Origin of the sequence: Methylobacterium phyllosphaerae (assembly GCF_001936175.1) — a bacterium.
Taxonomy (GTDB): Bacteria; Pseudomonadota; Alphaproteobacteria; order Rhizobiales; family Beijerinckiaceae; genus Methylobacterium; species Methylobacterium fujisawaense.
Genome location: NZ_CP015367.1, coordinates 3,335,163 through 3,355,003, shown reverse-complemented (window position 1 = coordinate 3,355,003; position 19,841 = coordinate 3,335,163). Strand labels below are relative to the sequence as shown.

Annotated in this window: 20 protein-coding genes; 8 read left to right on the top strand and 12 right to left on the bottom strand. The window is 71.1% G+C overall.

What is annotated here, in order from left to right:
* The first annotated feature begins 109 nt into the window (after positions 1-109).
* Positions 110-2,860, top strand: a complete 2,751-nt coding sequence (locus MCBMB27_RS15205) for a phosphoenolpyruvate carboxylase (RefSeq protein WP_053609022.1) — start codon at positions 110-112, stop codon at positions 2,858-2,860.
* A gap of 147 nt (positions 2,861-3,007) precedes the next feature.
* On the top strand, positions 3,008-3,979 hold the full coding sequence (locus tag MCBMB27_RS15200) for an HpcH/HpaI aldolase/citrate lyase family protein (RefSeq protein WP_043355694.1): 972 nt from the start codon (positions 3,008-3,010) through the stop codon (positions 3,977-3,979).
* Positions 3,980-4,183: 204 nt separating this feature from the next.
* On the opposite strand, the gene MCBMB27_RS15195 is transcribed toward MCBMB27_RS15200, so the two are convergent.
* The 4 genes from MCBMB27_RS15195 to MCBMB27_RS15180 all read right to left on the bottom strand — a co-directional run bounded on the left by MCBMB27_RS15195 (position 4,184) and on the right by MCBMB27_RS15180 (position 6,854).
* Positions 4,184-5,035, bottom strand: a complete 852-nt coding sequence (locus MCBMB27_RS15195; protein ID WP_075380792.1) for a glycosyltransferase family 2 protein — start codon at positions 5,033-5,035, stop codon at positions 4,184-4,186.
* Complete coding sequence (locus tag MCBMB27_RS15190) at positions 5,032-5,625, bottom strand: class I SAM-dependent methyltransferase (RefSeq protein WP_075380791.1); 594 nt, start codon at positions 5,623-5,625, stop codon at positions 5,032-5,034. Before MCBMB27_RS15190 ends, MCBMB27_RS15195 begins: the two co-directional genes overlap by 4 nt.
* Positions 5,622-6,359: a PIG-L deacetylase family protein gene (locus MCBMB27_RS15185; RefSeq protein ID WP_043381221.1), complete on the bottom strand. Its 738-nt coding sequence runs from the start codon at positions 6,357-6,359 to the stop codon at positions 5,622-5,624. Before MCBMB27_RS15185 ends, MCBMB27_RS15190 begins: the two co-directional genes overlap by 4 nt.
* Before the next feature lie 171 nt (positions 6,360-6,530).
* Positions 6,531-6,854, bottom strand: coding sequence for a helix-turn-helix domain-containing protein (locus MCBMB27_RS15180; protein ID WP_043355970.1), 324 nt, complete (start codon positions 6,852-6,854; stop codon positions 6,531-6,533).
* A 221-nt stretch (positions 6,855-7,075) separates the two neighbouring features.
* Between MCBMB27_RS15180 and MCBMB27_RS15175 the strand changes: the two genes are divergently transcribed.
* Complete coding sequence (locus MCBMB27_RS15175) at positions 7,076-7,591, top strand: META domain-containing protein (RefSeq protein ID WP_043381219.1); 516 nt, start codon at positions 7,076-7,078, stop codon at positions 7,589-7,591.
* Positions 7,592-8,195: 604 nt separating this feature from the next.
* Here the strand turns inward: MCBMB27_RS15175 and MCBMB27_RS15165 are convergent.
* Positions 8,196-8,474 (bottom strand): hypothetical protein, encoded by a 279-nt coding sequence (locus MCBMB27_RS15165; protein WP_043347108.1) that lies wholly within the window; start codon positions 8,472-8,474, stop codon positions 8,196-8,198.
* A gap of 157 nt (positions 8,475-8,631) precedes the next feature.
* Between MCBMB27_RS15165 and MCBMB27_RS15160 the strand changes: the two genes are divergently transcribed.
* Complete coding sequence (locus MCBMB27_RS15160; RefSeq protein ID WP_053609025.1) at positions 8,632-9,165, top strand: gamma carbonic anhydrase family protein; 534 nt, start codon at positions 8,632-8,634, stop codon at positions 9,163-9,165.
* 39 nt (positions 9,166-9,204) lie between these two features.
* On the opposite strand, the gene ppa is transcribed toward MCBMB27_RS15160, so the two are convergent.
* Together ppa and MCBMB27_RS15150 are read right to left on the bottom strand one after the other, a co-directional pair.
* Complete coding sequence (gene ppa / locus MCBMB27_RS15155) at positions 9,205-9,738, bottom strand: inorganic diphosphatase (RefSeq protein WP_043347104.1); 534 nt, start codon at positions 9,736-9,738, stop codon at positions 9,205-9,207.
* 111 nt (positions 9,739-9,849) lie between these two features.
* Positions 9,850-10,356: a GNAT family N-acetyltransferase gene (locus MCBMB27_RS15150; RefSeq protein ID WP_043347102.1), complete on the bottom strand. Its 507-nt coding sequence runs from the start codon at positions 10,354-10,356 to the stop codon at positions 9,850-9,852.
* Between the two features lie 213 nt (positions 10,357-10,569).
* Between MCBMB27_RS15150 and MCBMB27_RS15145 the strand changes: the two genes are divergently transcribed.
* Positions 10,570-11,295, top strand: a complete 726-nt coding sequence (locus tag MCBMB27_RS15145) for a tyrosine-protein phosphatase (protein ID WP_043347101.1) — start codon at positions 10,570-10,572, stop codon at positions 11,293-11,295.
* Between the two features lie 3 nt (positions 11,296-11,298).
* Here the strand turns inward: MCBMB27_RS15145 and MCBMB27_RS15140 are convergent, their stop codons facing one another.
* Complete coding sequence (locus tag MCBMB27_RS15140) at positions 11,299-12,156, bottom strand: prephenate dehydratase (protein WP_043347099.1); 858 nt, start codon at positions 12,154-12,156, stop codon at positions 11,299-11,301.
* 24 nt (positions 12,157-12,180) lie between these two features.
* Positions 12,181-12,924: a 3-deoxy-manno-octulosonate cytidylyltransferase gene (locus MCBMB27_RS15135; RefSeq protein ID WP_043347096.1), complete on the bottom strand. Its 744-nt coding sequence runs from the start codon at positions 12,922-12,924 to the stop codon at positions 12,181-12,183.
* Between the two features lie 308 nt (positions 12,925-13,232).
* Between MCBMB27_RS15135 and MCBMB27_RS15130 the strand changes: the two genes are divergently transcribed.
* Entirely contained in the window at positions 13,233-14,210 is a 978-nt protein-coding gene (locus tag MCBMB27_RS15130) for a c-type cytochrome (protein WP_075380789.1), read from the top strand.
* 143 nt (positions 14,211-14,353) lie between these two features.
* A complete protein-coding gene (locus MCBMB27_RS15125) occupies positions 14,354-15,535 on the top strand; it encodes a multidrug effflux MFS transporter (protein WP_043381210.1) in 1,182 nt (393 codons plus the stop codon).
* 81 nt (positions 15,536-15,616) lie between these two features.
* Here the strand turns inward: MCBMB27_RS15125 and MCBMB27_RS15120 are convergent, their stop codons facing one another.
* A complete protein-coding gene (locus MCBMB27_RS15120; RefSeq protein WP_075380788.1) occupies positions 15,617-16,126 on the bottom strand; it encodes a GNAT family N-acetyltransferase in 510 nt (169 codons plus the stop codon).
* Between the two features lie 64 nt (positions 16,127-16,190).
* The gene (locus tag MCBMB27_RS15115; RefSeq protein WP_075380787.1) at positions 16,191-17,387 is read right to left on the bottom strand and encodes an MFS transporter; all 1,197 of its coding nucleotides are present in this window, start codon (positions 17,385-17,387) and stop codon (positions 16,191-16,193) included.
* Between the two features lie 80 nt (positions 17,388-17,467).
* On the opposite strand from MCBMB27_RS15115, the gene MCBMB27_RS15110 reads away from it, so the two are divergent.
* Positions 17,468-18,259, top strand: coding sequence for an AraC family transcriptional regulator (locus MCBMB27_RS15110; RefSeq protein ID WP_236952718.1), 792 nt, complete (start codon positions 17,468-17,470; stop codon positions 18,257-18,259).
* A gap of 13 nt (positions 18,260-18,272) precedes the next feature.
* Here MCBMB27_RS15110 and MCBMB27_RS15105 read toward each other — a convergent pair whose 3' ends face one another.
* Positions 18,273-19,736: an FAD/NAD(P)-binding protein gene (locus MCBMB27_RS15105; RefSeq protein ID WP_075380786.1), complete on the bottom strand. Its 1,464-nt coding sequence runs from the start codon at positions 19,734-19,736 to the stop codon at positions 18,273-18,275.
* Between the last annotated feature and the right edge of the window lie 105 nt (positions 19,737-19,841).

Below are 19,841 nucleotides of genomic sequence, written 5' to 3'. Positions count from 1 at the left end.
GGGGCTCGTCGCGCTGGGCACCGGCCGATGCGCGTACCTCCCGAGCCGGCGGTGACGACGCTTCGCGCTGAACATCCTCCAAGAAAACCGCGCGCCACGAGGTGGCCTCATGACCCGCACCCTTCACGCACATCCAGGTCTCGTCGACGCGACAGCCTTCGCGCCGCCGGTGATCGTCGGCACCTCGGCCGAGCAGGCGCTGGACATCCTGTTCCAGGCGCTGCTCGATGTCGCCCGCCGGCACGATCCCGACCTCGAGGCGGTTCTGCACGGCACGGCCGACATCTCGCGCTTCTCGCCGCAGATGCTGGCGCGCGCGCTGCAGGTGCAGGGCATCTGGTTCCAGCTGATCTCCATCGCCGAGCAGAACGCCGCGATGCGCCGCCGCCGGCACGTGGAGCGCACGGAAGGCCGTGCCGCGCTCAGCGGCTCCTTCGCCAAGGTCTTCGCGGATGCCCGCCGGCAGGGCGTGCCCCCGGAGAAGATCCAGGCGCTGCTCAGCGACCTGCGCATCCGCCCGACGCTCACCGCGCACCCCACCGAGGGCAAGCGCGTGACGGTGCTGGAGAAGTTCCGCCGGATCTACCTCGTGCTGCGCGAGCTGGAGATGCCGCGCTGGACCGATCGTGAGCGCAACGGGCTCATGAACGAGCTCCGCGACCAGATCGAGCTGGTCTGGATGACGGGCGAGCTGCACCTGGAGAAGGCGACGGTCGAGCGGGAAGTGGCCTGGGGGCTGCACTTCTTCGACGAGACCCTGTTCGAGATGCTGCCCGAGACCCTGGAGACCCTGCACGAGGCCCTCGCCGAGACCTATCCGGGCACGGACTTCAAGGTGCCGCCGTTCTTCCAGTTCGGCTCCTGGATCGGCGGCGACCGGGACGGCAACCCCTACGTCACGGCTGCGGTCACCCGGCAGACCCTGCACCGCAACGCCCTGGCCTCGCTCACCCGCTACCGCGACGGCGTGCGGGAACTGGGCCGGACCCTCTCGCTCACCGAGCGCTCGCTGCCGCTGCCCGAAAGCTTCCACGCGGAACTTGAACGGCAGCTCGCCGAGAGCGGCCAGGCCCGCGCCATCACCCGGCGCAACCCGGGCGAGCCTTATCGCCAGTATCTCTCCTGCGTCCTGCGCAAGATCGAGGCGACGATCGCCCGCAACGAAGGTGAGCACCCGTCCGGTCCCGACTACGCCAGCGCCGACGGCTTGATCGAGGACCTGCGCACGCTGGAGCGCGGCCTGACGGAGGCCAAGTGCGGGGCGCTGGCGCGGGATCTCGTCCGCCCTGTCCGGCGCATGGTGGAGATCTTCCGCTTCTCGACGGTCCGGCTCGACCTGCGCGAGAACACCACGCGGACCACCGACACGCTCCATGCCCTCTGGCGCCAGCGCAACGGCGACGGCGAGCCGCCGGCCCTCGGTTCGACCGCGTGGCGCCAGTGGCTCGATACCGAACTCGCCCGGCCCCGTGATCCCGAGCGGTCCTTCGAGGACCTGCCCGACGCCGCCCGGGAGACCCTCGCCACCTTCGCCCTCGTCGCCGAGATGCGCGAGGCCCTCGACCGGGAGGCGTTCGGCGCCTTCGTGCTGTCGATGACCCGCTCGGTGGAGGACGTCCTCGGCGCCTACCTGCTGGCCAAGGAGGCGGGGGTTTTCCTCGACGCGGCCGGGACGGAGATCTGCCCGCTGCCGATCGTGCCCCTGTTCGAGACCATCGACGACCTGCGTGCCGCCCCGGCGATCATGCGGGCGCTGCTCGGCGTGCCGGTGGTGCGCCGCTCCACCCGCTGGCAGGGCGGGGTGCAGGAGGTCATGATCGGCTATTCCGACTCCAACAAGGACGGCGGCTTCGTCGCCGCCAACTGGGAGCTCTACAAGGCGCAGAGCAAGCTGACCCGGCTCGGCGAGGAACTCGGTGTCGGCATCGCCTTCTTCCACGGGCGCGGCGGCTCGGTGAGCCGCGGCGGCGTGCCGACCCATCGCGGCATCATGGCCCAGCCGCCGGGCTCGATCCGCGGCCGGTTCCGCACCACCGAGCAGGGCGAGGTCGTCTCGTTCAAGTACGCCAACCGCGGCACCGCCGCCTACCAGATGGAGCTGCTCGCCGCCTCGGTGTTCGAGCACGCGCTCGCCGGCGACGGCGAGCGGGCGGGGCCCGGCCACGACGACGCCCTGGAGGCGCTGGCCGGCGCGTCCCGGGCGGCCTACGTCCAGCTGCTCCAGACCGACGGCCTCGTCGATTACTTCCAGGCCGCGAGCCCGCTGGACGAGATCGCGCTCCTCAACATCGGCTCGCGGCCGGCCCGCCGGTTCGGCGCCCGCTCGCTCTCGGACCTGCGGGCGATCCCCTGGGTGTTCGCGTGGTCGCAGAACCGGCACGTGATCACCGGCTGGTACGGGGTCGGGTCCGGGCTCGCGAGCTTCATCGACGTGCGCGGCCGCGACGGCGAGGCGACCCTCAAGCGGCTGTTCAACGAATCCCGCATCCTCCGCCTCGTCCTCGACGAGGTCGAGAAGACGCTGATGATGGTCGATCTCGACATCGCCCGCGCCTATGCGGGCCTCGTCCCGGATGCGGCGATCCGGGACCGGATCTTCTCGATGATCGAGGCCGAATACGCACTGACCCGGGAGATGGTGCTGCGGGTGAGCGGCGGCGCGGATCTCGCCGAGCGCTTCCCCCTGTTCCGGGACCGCCTGAAGGGGCGGCTTCCGACCATCAACCAGGTCAGCCGCGAGCAGGTGGAACTGCTCGCCCGCTACCGCGCCGAGACCGACGAGGACCGGCGCGAGGCGGTGAAGTCGGCCCTGCTCCTGTCCATCAACTGCATCGCGGTCGGCTTCGGGGCGACCGGGTGAGGCGATGCGGGCCTCGCACGTTGAGGGATCGGACCGAAACGCGCCTGCGCGCCCTGTCAGGCAGCCCAGTGCGCGCCATTTGCCGCCGGTGAACGGGGTCCAGCCCCGCAACGGCATCAGAACCGTCACCAGGAGAGAGAATCCAAGATGAGCTTCACCCTGATCCAGCAGGCCAAGCCGCGCCTGCACCGGTCCGAACTCGCGGTCCCCGGCTCCAACCCGACCTTCATGGAGAAGTCGGCGCAGTCGGCCGCCGACGTGATCTTCCTCGACCTCGAGGACGCGGTCGCCCCCGACGACAAGGAGAAGGCCCGCACCAACATCATCCAGGCGCTCAACGACCTGGATTGGGGCAACAAGACCATGATGATCCGCATCAACGGTCTCGACACCCACTACATGTACCGCGACGTGGTCGACATCGTCGAAGCCTGCCCGCGGCTCGACATGGTGCTGATCCCGAAGGTCGGCGTGCCGGCCGACGTCTACGCCATCGACGTGCTGGTCACCCAGATCGAGCAGGCCAAGAAGCGTGACAAGCAGATCGGCTTCGAGGTGCTGATCGAGACCGCGCTCGGCATGGCCAATGTCGAGGCGATCGCCCAGTCGTCGAAGCGCCTGGAGGCGATGTCCTTCGGCGTGGCCGATTACGCCGCCTCGACCCGCGCCCGCTCGACGGTGATCGGCGGCGTGAACCCCGACTTCTCGGTGCTCACCGACAAGGACGAGGCCGGCAATCGCCAGACCCACTGGCAGGATCCGTGGCTGTTCGCTCAGAACCGCATGCTGGTGGCCTGCCGCGCCTACGGCCTGCGCCCGATCGACGGACCGTTCGGCGACTTCTCGGATCCGGACGGCTACCGCTCGGCGGCCCGCCGCTGCGCCGCCCTCGGCTTCGAAGGGAAGTGGGCGATCCACCCGTCGCAGATCGATCTCGCCAACGAGGTGTTCACCCCCTCGGAAGCCGAGGTCACCAAGGCCCGCCGCATTCTCGAGGCCATGGAAGAGGCCGCCAAGGCCGGCCGCGGCGCCGTGTCCCTGGACGGACGCCTCATCGACATCGCCTCGATCCGCATGGCCGAGGCGCTGATCGAGAAGGCGAACGCCATGAAGGGCTGAGGCCGCCCGAACGGGGCGCCAAGCAGCTGCATGACCGGGGCCGGGCTTGCCGGGCCCCGGGGAAGATCAGAGCGGATCGCGGGCAAGCGCGTGACCGCGTGACAGGTTCGGATGAGGGTTGGAGAAGGCCCCGGAGCGGGTTCACCCCTCACCAGTCTCTTCGGGAGAAGGGACAAACTCTGCGGCGCGGCGGCCGCGACGGCCCTAGAACGGCCGATCGTCCGGCAGCCGCGCCGCAGCCATCTCGTCCGGCGTCGGGTCGCGATGGATGACGATCCCGTTCGACCGATCCGCCCCGATCAGCCCCAGCCGGGCGAACCCGTCGAGCCAGCCGTCCATCGGCCAGATCCCGTGCCGGTCGTGAAAGCGGGCCGCGTTGGCGACGATGTCGCGGAAATGCTGCAGGGGCGGGTCGTAGCCCGGATGATGCTGGTGGTAGGCCCGGGGGCCTCCTAGGAACAGGATCGGCACCCCCGCCTCCTCCGCCCGGAACGCCAGATCGGTGTCCTCCGCGCCGTAGCCGGAAAAGGTTTCGTCGAACCCGCCGAGGCGGTCATAGGTCTCGGCGCGCACCGCGAAGGCGAGCGACCAGAACAGCCCGGCCTGCGGTGCCGGCGCCACCACGCCTGCGGGCGGGAAGGCCCGCACCGGGTGCGGCTGGCCGAACCGCTCCAGATCCGCCGCGCACCATCCATCCGCCACCGCGCCGGCCGGCAGGTAGCCGATCTCGCAGCAGATCAGGCCGTCCTGCTCGGCCACCGCCCGCGACAGGCCCGCGACGAGCCCCGCCGAGGGGATGCAATCGACGTCGAGGAAGATCAGCGTCTCGGCCTGGGCCGCCCGGCGCCCGGCATTGCGCGCCGCCGCGAGGGGCAGGCCGGCATGCGGGAACGCGACGCGCTCCACCGGGAAGGGCAGCGCCGGGTAGGGCGCCTCATCGCCGCCGATCTCGACGACGACGCAGCGATCGGGCGGATCGCCGCGACCGAGACCGTCGAGCAGGCGGGTCAGGTGTGCGCGCCGACCTTTGTTGAGCGTGATGACCGCGATGCTCACGAGGCGGTTCCGGCGCGCAGGACATCGATCCGATAATCGGGGGTCCGCGACTGACTCAGGACCTGGGCGAAGGCGGCGGAGAGGCGGATGAAGCCATCGGCGGCACCATCGCCCGAAAGCGGGTAATCGGTCTCGCCCAGCCAGTGCACCAGAACGATGTCCCCGCCCGGCGCGATCGTCTCGCCGGCCCGGCGCACGAGCTCGGCGAAATCCGGCGGGGCCAGGAAGTACAGGAACTCGGAGAGGACGATCAGGTCGAAGGGCCCGATCGGCCAGTCCGCCGGCATGGTCCCCTGCCGGATCTCGACATGGGGACGATCCGCGCATCGCGCCCGGGCGGCCTCCGCGGCGGCCGGGACGAGATCGGTGGCGAGGAGCCGGGCGCAGCGTTCCGAGAGGGCGCGGGTGAAGACGCCGATCGAGCAGGCCGGCTCGAAGGCGGACCGGTAGCGCGGCTGGGGAAGGGCCGCGAGCGTCGCCGCGTATTTCTCGCGTTCGTAGGGCGAGGAGGTGAAATGCCAGGGATCCGGGTCGCTGGCGTAGATGCCGCGGAAGTAATCCTCCGGCAGGGTCTGGGTCCGCCGGGTCATGCGGGGATCGCGACGAAGCGCTCGTAGGGACCGCAGAGCCGGTCGATCATGGCGGGCTCGAGCCGGAAGCCCTGGGGATCGTCCGCGATGAGGTCGGTGGTCTGCGATTCGTGCGCCGCCACGGCCCGCGCCTTGGTCTCGCGATAGGCGGAGACGTCGAGGCGCAGGCCGGTCGGGCTTGGGCCGACCTCGGTCTCGGGCGGTAGGGTCCAGCCCCAGACGGGATACTCATAGACCCGGACTCCCGGCATCTGCGGTCGGGCGCGGGCGACGATCGCAGCGGCCGCCTTGTGATCGCAATGGGGATCGTGGCGCCACGTGACGAAAACCGCGCCGGCCCCGATCGCCGCGGCCGCGCGGGCCACGGCCGCCGCAGCCGCGTCGGCCTCCGGCCCGTCGCTCGGGACATGCGCGTCGGGCAGGCGCAGGAAGGTCACGTCCCCGGATCCGAGGCCGAGCACCGCTCCGGCCCGCTGCGTCTCCGCCTCGCGCAGGGCGCGCAGCTTCTCCGGCGGATAGAGGCGGGACTGCGTGTGCGAGCCGCATCCGTCGCTGACCACGACGAGGTGAACGGGCCGCCCGGACGCCCGGGCGGCTGCGATCAGGCCGCCGCATCCGAGGCTCTCGTCATCAGGGTGGGGCGCGACGACCACCAGCCCCCGGCTCCCCAGGAGGGCATCGAGGCTCGCCAGGGGCAACGCGTCGGCGGCGGCCAGAAAGGTGTCGGCGCGCATCACTGGCCTCCGGTCCGTTCGAAGACAGGACGCCGGTCGCGCGGCGACGGGCTGCTGACGAGATCGATCACGGGACGCTCCAAGGACGGTGCGCGGGGTCGGGCGTCCCTGGTTCTCGGATCCTGCGCCTGAACACGCCATGAGCGGCGCGTTCCGGAGTTCCGGCGCGCGTTACCGATCGTTCTCGGTGGTGAGCGCGTCGGCGCGGGTGCCCTCGTCGACGCCCGGTCCGGCCGCCAGATGGACGCCGAGGGTCGGAGCGTCGGTGAACACCGCGCCGGCTGCGCTGAGGGCGCTCCGCAGGGCCTCGATCTGCCCGCTCGGCGGGTCGCTGTAGCCGCCCTCGAAATCTCGCACGAAGTGCTCGTCCAGGCCGACTTTGCCCGCGAGATCGGCCTGCGACCAGCCGAGCAGCCCACGGGCCGCCCGCGACTGCGCGGGGCTCATGATGGGCGCCTGCGTTCCGCTCTGTGCGCCCTCGTCCGATCCTGCCACGCTCACTCTCCTCCTCAGCGATCATCAACAACGATTGCGGTCGCGGATCGTTTCCGGGCACATCCGGTCGGAGCGCGACCATAATTGTGCTGAAATCCTGTCGCATCCGCCAAGGCGCAAGGATTCGGAGCGGTCTCTCGCGGGGCCGTGCTGCGCGGCCGGCGTGGCGCCTCCGGACCGGGACAACCTGCGCGCGGTGCGCGCGACATGGGGACTGGACGATGAGAGGGGTGCTGATCGCGAGCTTGGCCTGTGCCGTGCTGGCCATGGACCTATCCGCGGTGACGCAGGCGCAGGCCCAGATGGGCGGTTCGCCGACGGGCTTCGGCCGAGGCAATCGCCGCCCCGGCGGCGAAGAGGAGAAGAAGCCCCAGTACGTGCCGGGGACCAAGGCCAGCGAGAAGATCTTCCCGCTCGACTCGACCTGGACCGCCGTGAGCCTCAACGGAAAGCCCTTCACGGGTGGCGACCGGCCGAGCTTCATCATCGACAAGCAGTACCGCGCCCGCGGCTACGGCGGTTGCAACACCTTCGCGGCGACCGCATTCCCGCTCAAGGAGCAGCACATCGCCGTGGGCCCGCTCGCACTCACCAAGAAGAGCTGCGACAAGGGCCTCGCCGCCGCCGAGCAGGCGTTCTTCATCGCCCTGCGCACCTCGGCGGTGTGGGACTTGGTCGGCTCGCAGCTCGTGCTCAAGAGCCCGAACGGCGAGCTGAAGTTCGACCGCGCCCTTTAAGGAGCGGTTCACCACGCCGCATGAAGGCGGCCGCCGATTCAGACGGCCTTGAGGGGCGTCGGGGCTCATTCCTCGTGTATCGAGGAGGCCACGGATGCCAGTCGGAATCGGGATCGGACGCGGGGACCCCTCGCGTCCCGCGGTGACGCGGAGCCTCCGTTTCACGGGGCCCGCGGGGTTTCATCCCGGCGCCCTATGGCTCGCCACCGCCGTGCCGGCTGTGGCGACGCTGCTCCTTCTCGCGCGGCTGGCTTCCTGACGGACAGCGCTGGCGGCGTCTTACCGGGACGCCGTCCTGTCCCCGGGCCGGTCGCCCTCGGCATGTCCGCGCGGTTCGGAACGATCCTGCGCTTGCGCCGTTACGGGCGGAAACAGCGAGGCCAAGCCCGCGGCGACACCATATAGAATTGGATCGGCGTTCAGGCCGCCCTCGGGCGGGTGAAGATTGCTTGTCAGCAGAGTGCGACGGCGGGCCTCGCGCGCGTTCACGAGCATCTGTGCGCGTCCCCGTTGTTCAACTGTCCGAGACCGGTCAATGCCGCGCTCCGCGTTTCGTTGCCGCAGCGGGCGGAATTTTCTCCCGGAGACCGGACGCGACGGAAACTCAGCCCCGGCGCCGGAGACCTATCGCCGGTTGGACGTCGGGCGGCCGGCAGACGCTCGGCACGACATCGATGATCGACGCGCTCGGGCAGCGCGCCCGGCAGCCCTGGGCCGCGGCGATCTGGTCGCCGCCGCAGGCATCGGCGAAGCAGAAGGTCGCGAGATCCTCGCAGGTCGCCCGGAACCGGCCCAGGGGCGACCGCTCCCGCAGGTCCGCCGCCCCCGCCCCCTGCGTCAGCAGGATCACCGTCAGACCGATCAGAGCCGGGAATCGCGCCATCTCTGTTTCCCGTCCAGGTCGAGGCTGCTTGCGGAACCAGCCTAGCATTGGCAGCCTGGACGCGCCGTACCATTCCCGCGACAGGCGATGCGCGTCATCCGTCGCGATCCCGGCCGCATCGCGCGGCCGTTAAGCCCGATCCCCACGAAAGGCCGCCATGCCGCTCTACGCCCTCGACGATCACGTCCCCGACCTCGCCGACCCCGCCCGGGTCTGGATCGCGCCCGACGCGCAGGTGGTCGGCCGCGTGCATCTCGGCCTCGATGTCGGCATCTGGTTCGGCGCGGCTCTGCGCGGCGACAACGAGCCGATCCGCATCGGCGATCGCACCAATGTCCAGGAGGGCGTGATCATGCACGTCGATCCCGGGTTTCCCCTCGTCATCGGCAGCGACGTCACGGTCGGCCACGGCGCGATCGTGCACGGCTGCACCATCGGCGACGGCAGCCTCGTCGGCATGGGGGCGACGGTCCTGAACGGCGCCCGGATCGGCCGCGGCTGCCTCATCGGCGCCAACGCGCTGGTCACCGAGGGCAAGGAATTCCCGGATCACAGCCTGATCGTCGGGGCGCCGGCCAAGGCCGTGCGCACCCTCGACGAGGCCGCGGTCGAGGGGCTGCGGCAGGCCGCCCTGCGCTACGTGGAGAATGCCCGGCGCTACAAGGCCGGGCTGCGCCGCATCGACGGCTGAGGGACATTGGTCGCTCCCGGGCGGGAGCGGCCGACCCGCTTACTTCTTGGCCTTGGCGCGCTCGATCGCTTCCTCGATCAGCCGGTGGGCCTCTTCCTTGTCGCCCCAGCGGACGAACTTGACCCACTTGCCGGGTTCCAGATCCTTGTAGTGCTCGAAGAAGTGCTGGATCTGCTGGATCGTGATCTCGGGCAGGTCGGTGTAGTTCTCGACCCGGTCGTACCGCTTGGTCAGGTGGCGCGAGGGCACCGCGATGATCTTCTCGTCTTCGCCGCCCTCGTCCTGCATCACCATCACGCCCACGGGACGCGCGCTGATGATCGCGCCCGGCAGCACGGCGCGGGTGTTGGCCACCAGCACGTCACAGGGATCGCCGTCGCCCGACAGGGTGTGGGGGATGAAGCCGTAATTCCCCGGATAGAACATCGGGGTGTAGAGAAACCGGTCGACGACCAGCGCGCCGGATTCCTTGTCCATCTCGTACTTGATCGGTTCGCCGCCGAGCGGCACCTCGACGATCACGTTGACGTCGTGCGGCGGCTTCTTGCCGAGCGGGATGGCGTCGATCTTCATGGCGTGTCGCTTCCGGAATGCGGTCTCGTCCGCTTCCCGGATCTCTTAGTGGCGCCGCTTGGCAAAGCAAATCGGCCGATGGTGCGGCCCGGCAACGAGCGCTGGAAAACGTTAGCCGAACAGGAAGCCCACCTTGGGGAGCGGGATGCCCGCCACGCGGTCCAGCGCCCGCGGGCCGGCGACGCCGCCGAGCCCCTCGTAGAAGGCGCCGGCGCGGACATTGTCCTCCAGGCTCCACACGCCCAGCCGCGTGAGGCCGTGATCCGCGAGGTCGTTGCGCACCGCCCGGAACAGGCGCCGGCCGAGGCCGACGCCCTGATACTCCGGCAACAGGTAGAGTTCGTCGATCTCGGCCTCGGTGCCGAGCGCCCGGCTGCGCGTCCGTCCGTAGGCCGCGTAGCCGACGACGAGTTCGCCCGTCTCCACCACCGCGATCGGCCGGCCGCGGCGCAGGGCGCTCTGCCACCAGGCCCGGTCCCGGGTCGAGATCACCCGCTCCAGGGCGACGCCCGGGATGATGCCGCGATAGGCCTCGCGCCAGGAGGCATCGAACACCTTGGACAAGCCGCCGAGATCGGCCTCGCGGGCCCGGCGGATGCTCGTGGTGCGCGTGCTCATGGGCTTCGGGCCTCCCGTCGTCCGACCGGCGGATAACCCGCGCGGCCCGCGCAGGTTCGATGCCGATCCAGGCGGAGTGAAGGCAAGAATGGCGCCGCGTCGCGTCGGCCTGCGTGACGTCGCGTGATGCCGGTGCCGGCCCGCCGGCCCGCGAATTGCCGGGCCGGCGGGCGGCTGATAGAGCCCGGGCTCGGTTCCCCCGGCAGCACGGCCTTGTTCAACCGCTTCCTCAAGCCCGAGAGGCGCTACGCGCGCCGCATGGCCCGGATCGCCCGCTTCGAGCGGCCGATAGCCGGCCCCGGCGACCGGCTCATGGCCTGGGCCAGCATGCTGCTGATCGACCACGGCGTCTTCCGCCTCGCCTATCTCAACCGGCACCGCGTCGGCTCCGGCGCCCTCTGGCGCTCGGCCCAGCCCGGCCCCCATCAGCTCGCCCGCTTCCGGGCCGAGGGCGTGCGGACGATCATCTCCCTGCGCGGCGGGCGCGAGCACGGATCCTGGCCGCTGCAGCGCGAGGCCTGCGAGCGCCACGGGCTCAAGCTGGTCGAGTTCGTGCTCCGCTCGCGGGAAGCGCCGGACCGGGCCACCATCCTCGGCGCCAAGGCCTTCTTCGCCGGCATCGAGTACCCGGCGGTGATGCACTGCAAGTCCGGCGCCGACCGGGCCGGCCTCGCCTCGGCCCTCTACCTGATCCTGCACGAGGGGCGCCCGGTGGCCGAGGCCGCCCGGCAGCTCTCCGCCCGCTACGGCCATCTCCGTTTCGCCAAGACCGGCATCCTCGACGCGTTCTTCGCCCGGTATCGCCTCGAGGGCGAGGCGAAGGGGCTCGACTTCCTGACCTGGGTCGAGACCGTCTACGACCCCGAGGCGCTCAAGCGCGATTTCCGGCCGGGCTTCTGGTCGGATCTGGCGGTGGACCGGGTGCTCCGGCGGGAGTGAGGATCACTCCGCCGCCGGCCGCGCCATCTCGCGGAAGGGGTGGGCCGGGTAGGTGCCGATCACCCGCAATTCGCGCGAGAAGTAGCCGAGTTCGTCCAGCGCCCGGCTGAGGCCCGGATCGTCCGGATGGCCGTCGACCTCGGCGTAGAACTGCGTGGCGGTGAATTCGCCGTCGACCATGTAGCTCTCGAGCTTCGACATGTTGACGCCGTTGGTCGCGAATCCGCCGAGCGCCTTGTAGAGCGCGGCCGGGATGTTGCGCACGCGGAACACGAAGCTCGTCACACAGGGCACGGTGCCCTGTTCCACCGGCTGGGGCTCCGGGGAGAACACCACGAACCGGGTGGTGTTGTGCGCCTCGTCCTCGACGTCGCGCTCCAGGATGTCGAGGCCGTAGACTCCGGCGGCGAGTGCGGGCGCCAGAGCCGCCCGGCTCGGGTCGCCGATCTCGGCGATCTCGCGGGCGGCCCCGGCGGTGTCGCCGGCGACCACGGCCTTCAGGCCGAGCCGGCGGATGATCCGGCGGCACTGGCCCAGGGCATGGACGTGGCTGTGGACGCTCTTCAAAGCCTCGCGCTGCGTGCCCGGCAGGACCATCAGCTGGAAGTGGATCGGCAGGAAGTGCTCGGCCACGATGTGCAGCGGCGAGATCGGGATCAGGTGGTGGATGTCGGCGACGCGGCCCGCGATCGAGTTCTCGATCGGGATCATCGCCCGCTGGGCGCGTCCCTCTGTCACCGCCGCGAAAGCGTCCTCGAAGGTCGGGCAGGGCAGCGGCGTCCAGTCCGGATACGCCTCCGCGCAGATGATGTGCGAGTTCGCCCCGGGCTCCCCCTGATAGGCGATGGTGCGGTCTGTCATGGCGGTCTGGATTCGTTCGTCGGGTCAGTTCAGGCGCCGGCTCTGGAGGAGGGCGCGGGCGCGCTCCAGGTCGGCGGGGGTGTCGACGCCCAGCGGCAGGTCGTCGACGATGGCGGCGTCGATGCGCATGCCGGCTTCGAGCGCCCGCAGCTGCTCCAGCTTCTCGCGCATCTCCAGCTCGCCGGGCGGCAGGGCCACGAATCGGCTGAGCGCCCTGCGCCGGTAGGCGTACAGGCCGATATGGTGCCAGAGCGGCCCGTCGCCCCAGGGAGCCCGGGCGCGGGTGAAGTACAGGGCGCGCAGGCGCCCGGGACCGACCATGTGGCCGACGAGCTTGACCACGTTCGGGTTGTCGGCCTCGTGGGGGTCGGTGATCGGCGCACAGAGGGTGACGATGTCGACGGTGCGGTCGGCCAGCGGCACGATGGAGGCGCCGATGATCGCCGGGTCGATGGTCGGCAGGTCGCCCTGGACGTTGACGACCACGTCGTGGCGACCCTCCGGATCGACGATGTCGAGCGCCTCGGCGAGGCGGTCGGAGCCCGATGGGTGATCGGCCCGGGTCATCACCGCGAGGCCGCCCGCGGCCTCGACCGTCCGGGCGATCTCCGCCGTGTCGGTGGCCACCACCACGGGGCCGATGCCGGCCTCCATGGCCCGGCGCCAGACATGGACGATCATGGCCTCGCCGGCGATGTCGGCCAGCGGCTTGTTCGGCAGGCGGGTCGCGGCGAGGCGGGCCGGGATCAGGACCAGGGGATCGGACATCGAGATTCGGATCCGGATGCGCGGATCGGGGCCGCGGCGGCAGGCGGCCGGCTGCTTAACAGGCCGGCCCCCGATTGTCGTCCCCCCGGAGACGGGCCGGAGCGCAGTGGAGAAAATGTGCCACTCGGTGACAAGCTGGGCAATTCAGTGGAACAATCCTGCGCTGGAGCGACGCGGAGCCCTCTGGTGGCATTGTCAGGAGCCGCCCGGAACCGCTAAGGCAACCTCGAAATCTTCCAATGTCCGGTGTCCGAGCCCGCTCGCCCGTGTCAGGCGCGCGATCGGCACGGCCGAGTTGCGAGAAGAGCATGAACTCGTTCGAGGTGAACAAGGTCCTGGGTGCGGTCCTCGGCGCCCTTCTGTTCGCGGCCGGATCGGGTTTCGTCGCCGAATTGATCTACCACCCGAAGCCGGCGGGCAACGCCGGCTACGACCTCCCCGAGCCGCAGCCCGAGGCCGCCGCCGCGGCGCCCGAGGCCAAGGTCGAGCCGATCGCCGTCCGCCTCGCCAGCGCCAATGTCGAGAAGGGCGAGGCCGGCACCAAGGCCTGCCATGCCTGCCACAATTTCGAGAAGGGCGGCCCGAACAAGGTCGGTCCCGACCTGTACGGGGTCGTGGAGCGGCCGAAGGCCTCTCATCCGGGCTTCGACTATTCGGCGGCCCTGAAGGAGAAGGGCGGCACGTGGACTTATGCCGACCTCGACGGCTTCCTCACCAACCCGAAGGGCTACGTGAAGGGCACGAAGATGGCCTACGCCGGCATCGCTTCGCCGCAGGAGCGAGCCAACGTCATCGCCTATCTGCGAACCCTGGCCGAGACGCCGAAGCCGCTGCCCGCCGTCGAGAAGGACGAGGCCCCGTCGGCTGCGCCTGCGGCGGCCAAGCCTGACGACAAGCCCGCGGCTGCGCCCGCCGAGAAGCCGTCCGCCGACAAGCCCGCCGCCGGCAAGGCGTCCGAAGGCAAGGACAGCCCGGCCAAGCCCGCCGATACCGGCGCCGCCAAGCCGGTCGAGGCGAAGTCGCCCGGCAGCCCGCGGACGACCGGCGAATCGAGCGACCGCAACGCCCCGGCTCCGCCGGCCGGCGCCCATGACAGCGACCAGCAGGGTCAGCCTTCGAGCCTGATCCCCGCCGAGCCGACCGCGCCGACGGCGCCGGCCGCCAAGGAGCCGCCCGCGCAGGCCAATCCCGAGGCGGTCGACCGGGCGAAGGATCTCGAGGTCGGCGGCCCGACCAAGGACCTGAACGCGCCGCTGCCGACCCCGCAGCCGCTTCCGAAGGAGTAGAGGCACGGGCCGGGTGCGGGGCTCCGGACGGTCCCGCCCCTCGCGTGTCAGGCGCGTTCCGCCGGCATGGCTCCGGGCGCGCCCCTTGCTCTAAGGCGGCCGCGCCCCGGCATCGTGCCGGATTGAAAACCGCGTAGGACCCCTTGGCTGACCGAAGTTCCGTTGGGGAGGAGCGCCGGGCGCCCCTCCCGCTGCTCGTTGCCGTGACCATGACCGGGACGGTGGCGCTGCACATCTTCGTGCCGGCGCTGGCGGCGGCGGCCGTGGACCTCGGCACCAACGCCGCCGGCGCGCAACTGACGATCACCGTCTACCTGATCGGGCTTGCGGGCGGTCAGCTGCTCTACGGCCCGCTCTCGGACCGGTACGGCCGGCGGCCGGTCCTGATCGGCGGCCTCGGCCTCTATCTCGCCGGATTGCTGCTCGCGATCCCGGCGCCGAACATCGGCGTCCTGCTCGTCGCCCGGGTCCTGCAATCGCTCGGCGCCTGCGGCTCCCTGGTGATCGGCCGGGCGATGGTGCGCGACGTCTCCACCCGCGAGGACGCCGCCCGGAAGCTCGCGATCCTCACCACCGCGATGACGCTCACGCCCGCCCTGGCGCCGGCGATCGGCGGCGTCGTGACCGAGGCCTTCGGCTGGCGCGCCGTGTTCGTGGTGCTGGCCGGCCTCGTCGCCCTGCTGGGCGCGCTCGTGGTCTTCACCCTGCCCGAGACCAACCGCCACAAGGTGGCGCTGCCGGGATTCGTCGCGGTTCTGTCCGGGTACCTCCGGCTCGTGCGGATCCCCGTGTTCCGCGCCTATCTGGTGGCGGGGGCCTGCGGCGGGACCAGCCTCTACGCCTTCCTGGCCGTGGCGCCGTTCCTCCTCGTGGACCGGCTCGGGCGCTCCTCTCAGGAGGTGGGATTCGACTGCCTGATCGTCGTGTTCGGCATGGTCGGCGGGGCCGTCCTGGCGAGCCGGCTCGCCACCCGGGTGCCGATCCGAAAGGCGGCGCGGAGCGGCAATCTCCTCTGCATCGCCGCGGCGCTGACGCTGCTGATCGTGGACCGCACGGGGATGCTCGGCGTCGTCAGCCTGATCGTGCCGCTCTTCGCCTACGCGGTGGGCGTCGGCCTGCTCAGCCCCAACGCGGTGGCGGGGCTGATGAACGTCGATCCGCACGCGGCCGGCTCAGCCTCCAGCCTCTACGGCTTCACGCAGATGACCTTCGGGGCGCTGTTCACGGCGGCCGCCTCGGCCTGGCCCGCGACCTCGGCGACGCCGGTGGCGCTGGCGCTCCTCTCCGCCGGGCTGATCGCCGCGCTGGCGCTCCGGCGGGCCTGACGGGCTCGCGCTCGCCGACGGCGTCAGCTTTCTTCGCCGCCATGGCCCCCGCGCGCTGCCGGAGGCGCGCGGCGGTGTCCCTTAAAGTGACGCGCCGCGGGCCTCGACGAGGCCGGACGCGCCTGCGCAGAATCCGTCGGCCAGTTCCAGCCACAGCAGGCGCGCGGGGTCGACCGGTCCCGGCAGGCTCAGGCGCCCGGGCGGGACCGGCGTGAAGCCGAAGCGGGCGTAGTAGGGCGCGTCGCCGACGAGGATCACGAGACCCTCGCCCGCCTGCCGCGCCCCCTCGATCGCCGCGCGGGTCAGGGTACCGCCGATGCCGCGGCCCGCGAAGCTCGGATCGACGGCCAGCGGACCGAGCATCACGAAGGATGTCGCCCCGGTCCGCACGGGCCCCATCCGGACCGAGCCGACGAGGAAGCTGCCCACCGAGGCGGTGATGCCGAGATCGATCCGCTCGGCCGCGCCCTCGCGGAGGCGGTAGGCGGTACGGGCGTAGCGGCCGGGGCCGAAGGCCCGGGCATGAAGCCGCTCGATGGCGGGGGCATCCTCCGGCCGCTCGGGCCGGATGACGAGGGACAGATCGGTCACGGGTTGCTCGCGGCTCGGACCGGCGCCGCGTAGCAGCGCCGGGCCCGACCCGCAAACCGCCGCGCTACTCGGCGGCCGCCAGAGCGGGCCGTCCGCCGCCCTGGGTCAGCCGCAGGAAGCCGAGGGCCGAGAGCCAGATCACCGCGCCGCAGGCGGAGGCGACGCCGAGAACCAGCGCGAAGCCGCCGCGGTCATGCAGGAGGGCGATCGCCGGCACCACGAAGCCGCTCGCCGTGAAGCCCACGAAGTAGCGCAGGCTGTAGGCCCGGGCCCGGTAGACGGGCGGGACGTAGCGGGCGATCATCGCGTCGTTGATCACCACCTGCCCGTAGATCGCCGTCATGGCCAGCACGAGCCCGGCGAGCAGCGGCAGGCCGGTGGAGAGGGCGGCGATCCCGAGCCCCACCGGCTGCAGCACCGAGAGCGCCACGAACAGGGACGGCAGGCTGTAGCGGTCGATGAGGCGGCCCATGGCCAGCTGCATCAGCGCGCCGAACAGGAACACGCCGGTGGCGAGGGAGCCGGTGAGCGCCAGGGGCAGCGCCTGCCCGACGCCCTCGTCGATCACCTTCGGCAGGCTGATCGTCGTCAGGTTGAAGGTCAGGCCGCCCGCGAAGATCGACAGGGCGAACATCGCCAGCAGCGCCCAGGGCCGGGTCACCGGGATCACCGCCGCGCCGCCGGCCTTCTGGCCCGAGCCGTCCCCGTCGCCCGGCACCAGGGCCAGGAAGGCGGCCCCGCAGGCGAGGCAGACGAGGCCCGGGACCACGAAGGCCGCGCGCCAACTGACGGTGGCGGCGAGCAGCGCCGTGAGTCCGGAAGCCGAGGCCGCGCCGAAATTGCCCCAGACGCCGTTGATGCCGAGGTCGCGCCCGAGCCGGCGGGCATGGGTCACCAGCATGGCCGAGCCGACCGGGTGGTAGATCGCCGAGGCGAGCCCGAGCACGCAGAGCCAGAGGGCGAAGGCCAGCGGCGTCGAGGCGCTCGCGACGCCGAGGCAGGACAGGCCGTAACCGAAGAAGAACACCGCCAGCATGTTGCGCCGCCCGAACCGGTCGGCGAGCGAACCCATCGGGAGGGAGCACAGGCCGAAGGCCACGAAGGCGCCGGTGGCGAGCCCGATCAGCTCGCCGTAGCCGAGCCCCGTCTGGGCCGCGATGGCGATGACGGCGGTCGGGTAAATCAGCAGTACGAAATGGTCGAGGGCATGCGCGACGTTGACGAAGCGCAGGGTGCGGCGGGACAGCGTATCGGAATCCATCGCGGCGTATCCTCCGGGACTGCGCGCTGATAGCCTGACCCGATGGTGGTGTTGGGCCGGATATGTATGCGAACGGGCCAATGTTGACGGAGGCACCTGTCGCCGCGAAGCGGTCGACCGAGGCGGCCGACTATCAGGACGTCCCGCGCCCGGTCGCAGTGATGCCCAAGACCTACGCGGCCGGGATGCATCTCGCCCGGCACTTCCATCCCCGCGCGCAGCTGCTCTACGCCACGACCGGGCTGATGATGGCGTTCGCGGAGGACGGCACCTGGGTGGTTCCCGAGGGGCACGCGCTCTGGATCCCGCCGCGGCTGCCGCACGCGGTCGCGACCCACGGCGCCGTCTCGATGTGCTCGGCCTATCTGGATCCCGCCGCGGTTCGGTCTTTCCCGGCGAGTTGCCGGGTGATCGCGGTGTCGCGGCTCCTCGCCTCCGCGCTTACGGCGCTGGCCGAGGAGCCTGTGCTCTACGCAGAGGATGGCCGCGGCGGTCATCTCGCCGCTCTGGTCCTCGACGAGATCGGCCGGGCCCCCGCCACGCCGCTCGCCCTGCCACTCCCGCGCGACGCACGCCTGCGCCGGGTCTGCCTGGAGCTGATCGAGAATCCGGCCTCGGAGGACGACCTCGATGCCTGGGCCGACCGGGCCGGGGCGAGCCGGCGGACGCTGACCCGGGGGTTCCGCGCCGAGACGGGCCTGAGTTTCGGTGATTGGCGGGCCCGGGCCCGGGTGATCCGCGCACTCGCGCTTGCGGCCGAAGGACGCCCGCCCCGGGTTGTGGCGGCGGCGGTGGGGTATCGAAGTGTCCAGACACTACGACTGACGGTGGCGCGGGTGCTCGACGCTCACCCTCCCCGCTCGGCAACCTGATTGGGACCGACTCTCAAGCCTGTGCAGAGGGCTCAAGCGATGCGGACGGTTCCTGCGCCGCCGCGACGGACCGAGCCAGGTCGACGGCTTGGTTGCGGATGTCCGGCACGGCCGTGCATTCCCAGTATGCGCCGCGGAGCAACGGGCCCAGAGTCCAGAGGCGCGCCGCTGTATCGGATGCACCCAGGACCGTCAGATCGGGGCGCACGGCAAGACCGAGGCCGAACGGACCGGCCCGGACAAGGCCGCGACCGATCAGATTGCGCAGAAGCGGGTCGGTCGTATCCGCGACCCGTCCGACGCCGCGAACATCGAAGATGCGCTGCACGCCGAGGGTTCTGGGTTCGGATGCCCCCCGCGGCCGGTACGTGACGCGCGCTTCACCGGTCTGATCCTCGATCGCCACCAGCTTTCCGGCGAGCACCTGAAGCGAGCCGGCTTCGATCTCGTCGGCGATGGCCGCGCCTGTGGGCGGTGCGGAGCGGTGCCGATGCGTGTCCCAGAACGGGCGGAGATGGCGCAGGAAGCGCGCCTGGTCGGCTGGCGGCAAGCCGAGCCAGAGGGCGTCCGTAACCGTTCGCAGAGCGTCGATCACCCCGTGCCAGGCGATGCGAGCCTCCGCCGCGGAGGCGACCTCCCGGCGGATCCGGCCCAGAAGCCGGGTGATCGAACGGGTCTCTGCGGCCGTGAAGTCCGGACGCGGCCAGGGGGCGGCGCGTACGTGCACGGCCGGGATCTGCCCCCGCCGCGAGAGCGCGATGATCTGCCCGCGAAAGCCTTGGCGCCGAAGACTGATCACCGCATCGACCATGCTGAGACCGGTCCCGATGATGAGAACCGGATGATCCGGATGCAGCCGCGCGTCATGCTCCGGCTTCCACGGATCGCCCCGGAAGCGGCTTTCCGGTTCCTGGGGCAGGGCGAGGTTGCCCATCGCCAGCACCGCACCCGCGACGTCGACGCGTCGGCCGCCCTCGGCAACCATGACCAGACGGTCCTCGTCCGGCACGAGGTCGATGATCATGTCGTTGATCAGGTGCAGCCGCGGCGTCGAACCGCCTGTCACCGCTTCGGTCAGAAGCGCCGCCAGATAATCTCCGTATAGCCCGCGTGCCGCGAAGGTCCCGGCCGGGGTCCGCCAGATGCCCACATGTCCCTGCCCGATCGCGGGGTTGCCGGCACCGGTGCCCGCCTCACCCGCGGCGATCTTCGAAAGCCAGTCTTCGAAATGGGAGGGCCGGTCGGGATAGGCGCTCATGTTGGCGGCGCGCACGTTGAGCAGGTGGTCGGGGTTCCCGGTGGCGTAGGCGCGACCGCTCCCGAAGCGCTCCGCCCGTTCACACAACAGAACCGACTGGTGCGGCGGCAAGCGGGCGAGCAGCTGTATCGCCGCCATCGTGCCGCTAAAGCCTGCCCCGATGACGGCAATGGGAGCGGGGCGCGGCCCGGCTTCCAAGCTTCCGTGCTGGTCCGACATCGACGACGAGCCTACGCCAGAAGACACTGCCACGACCCGTCTGCCTAAAGTCGCAGATCAGGATCGATCCTGCCCTGACATTGCCAGCAAATGCGGTCTGTGTCA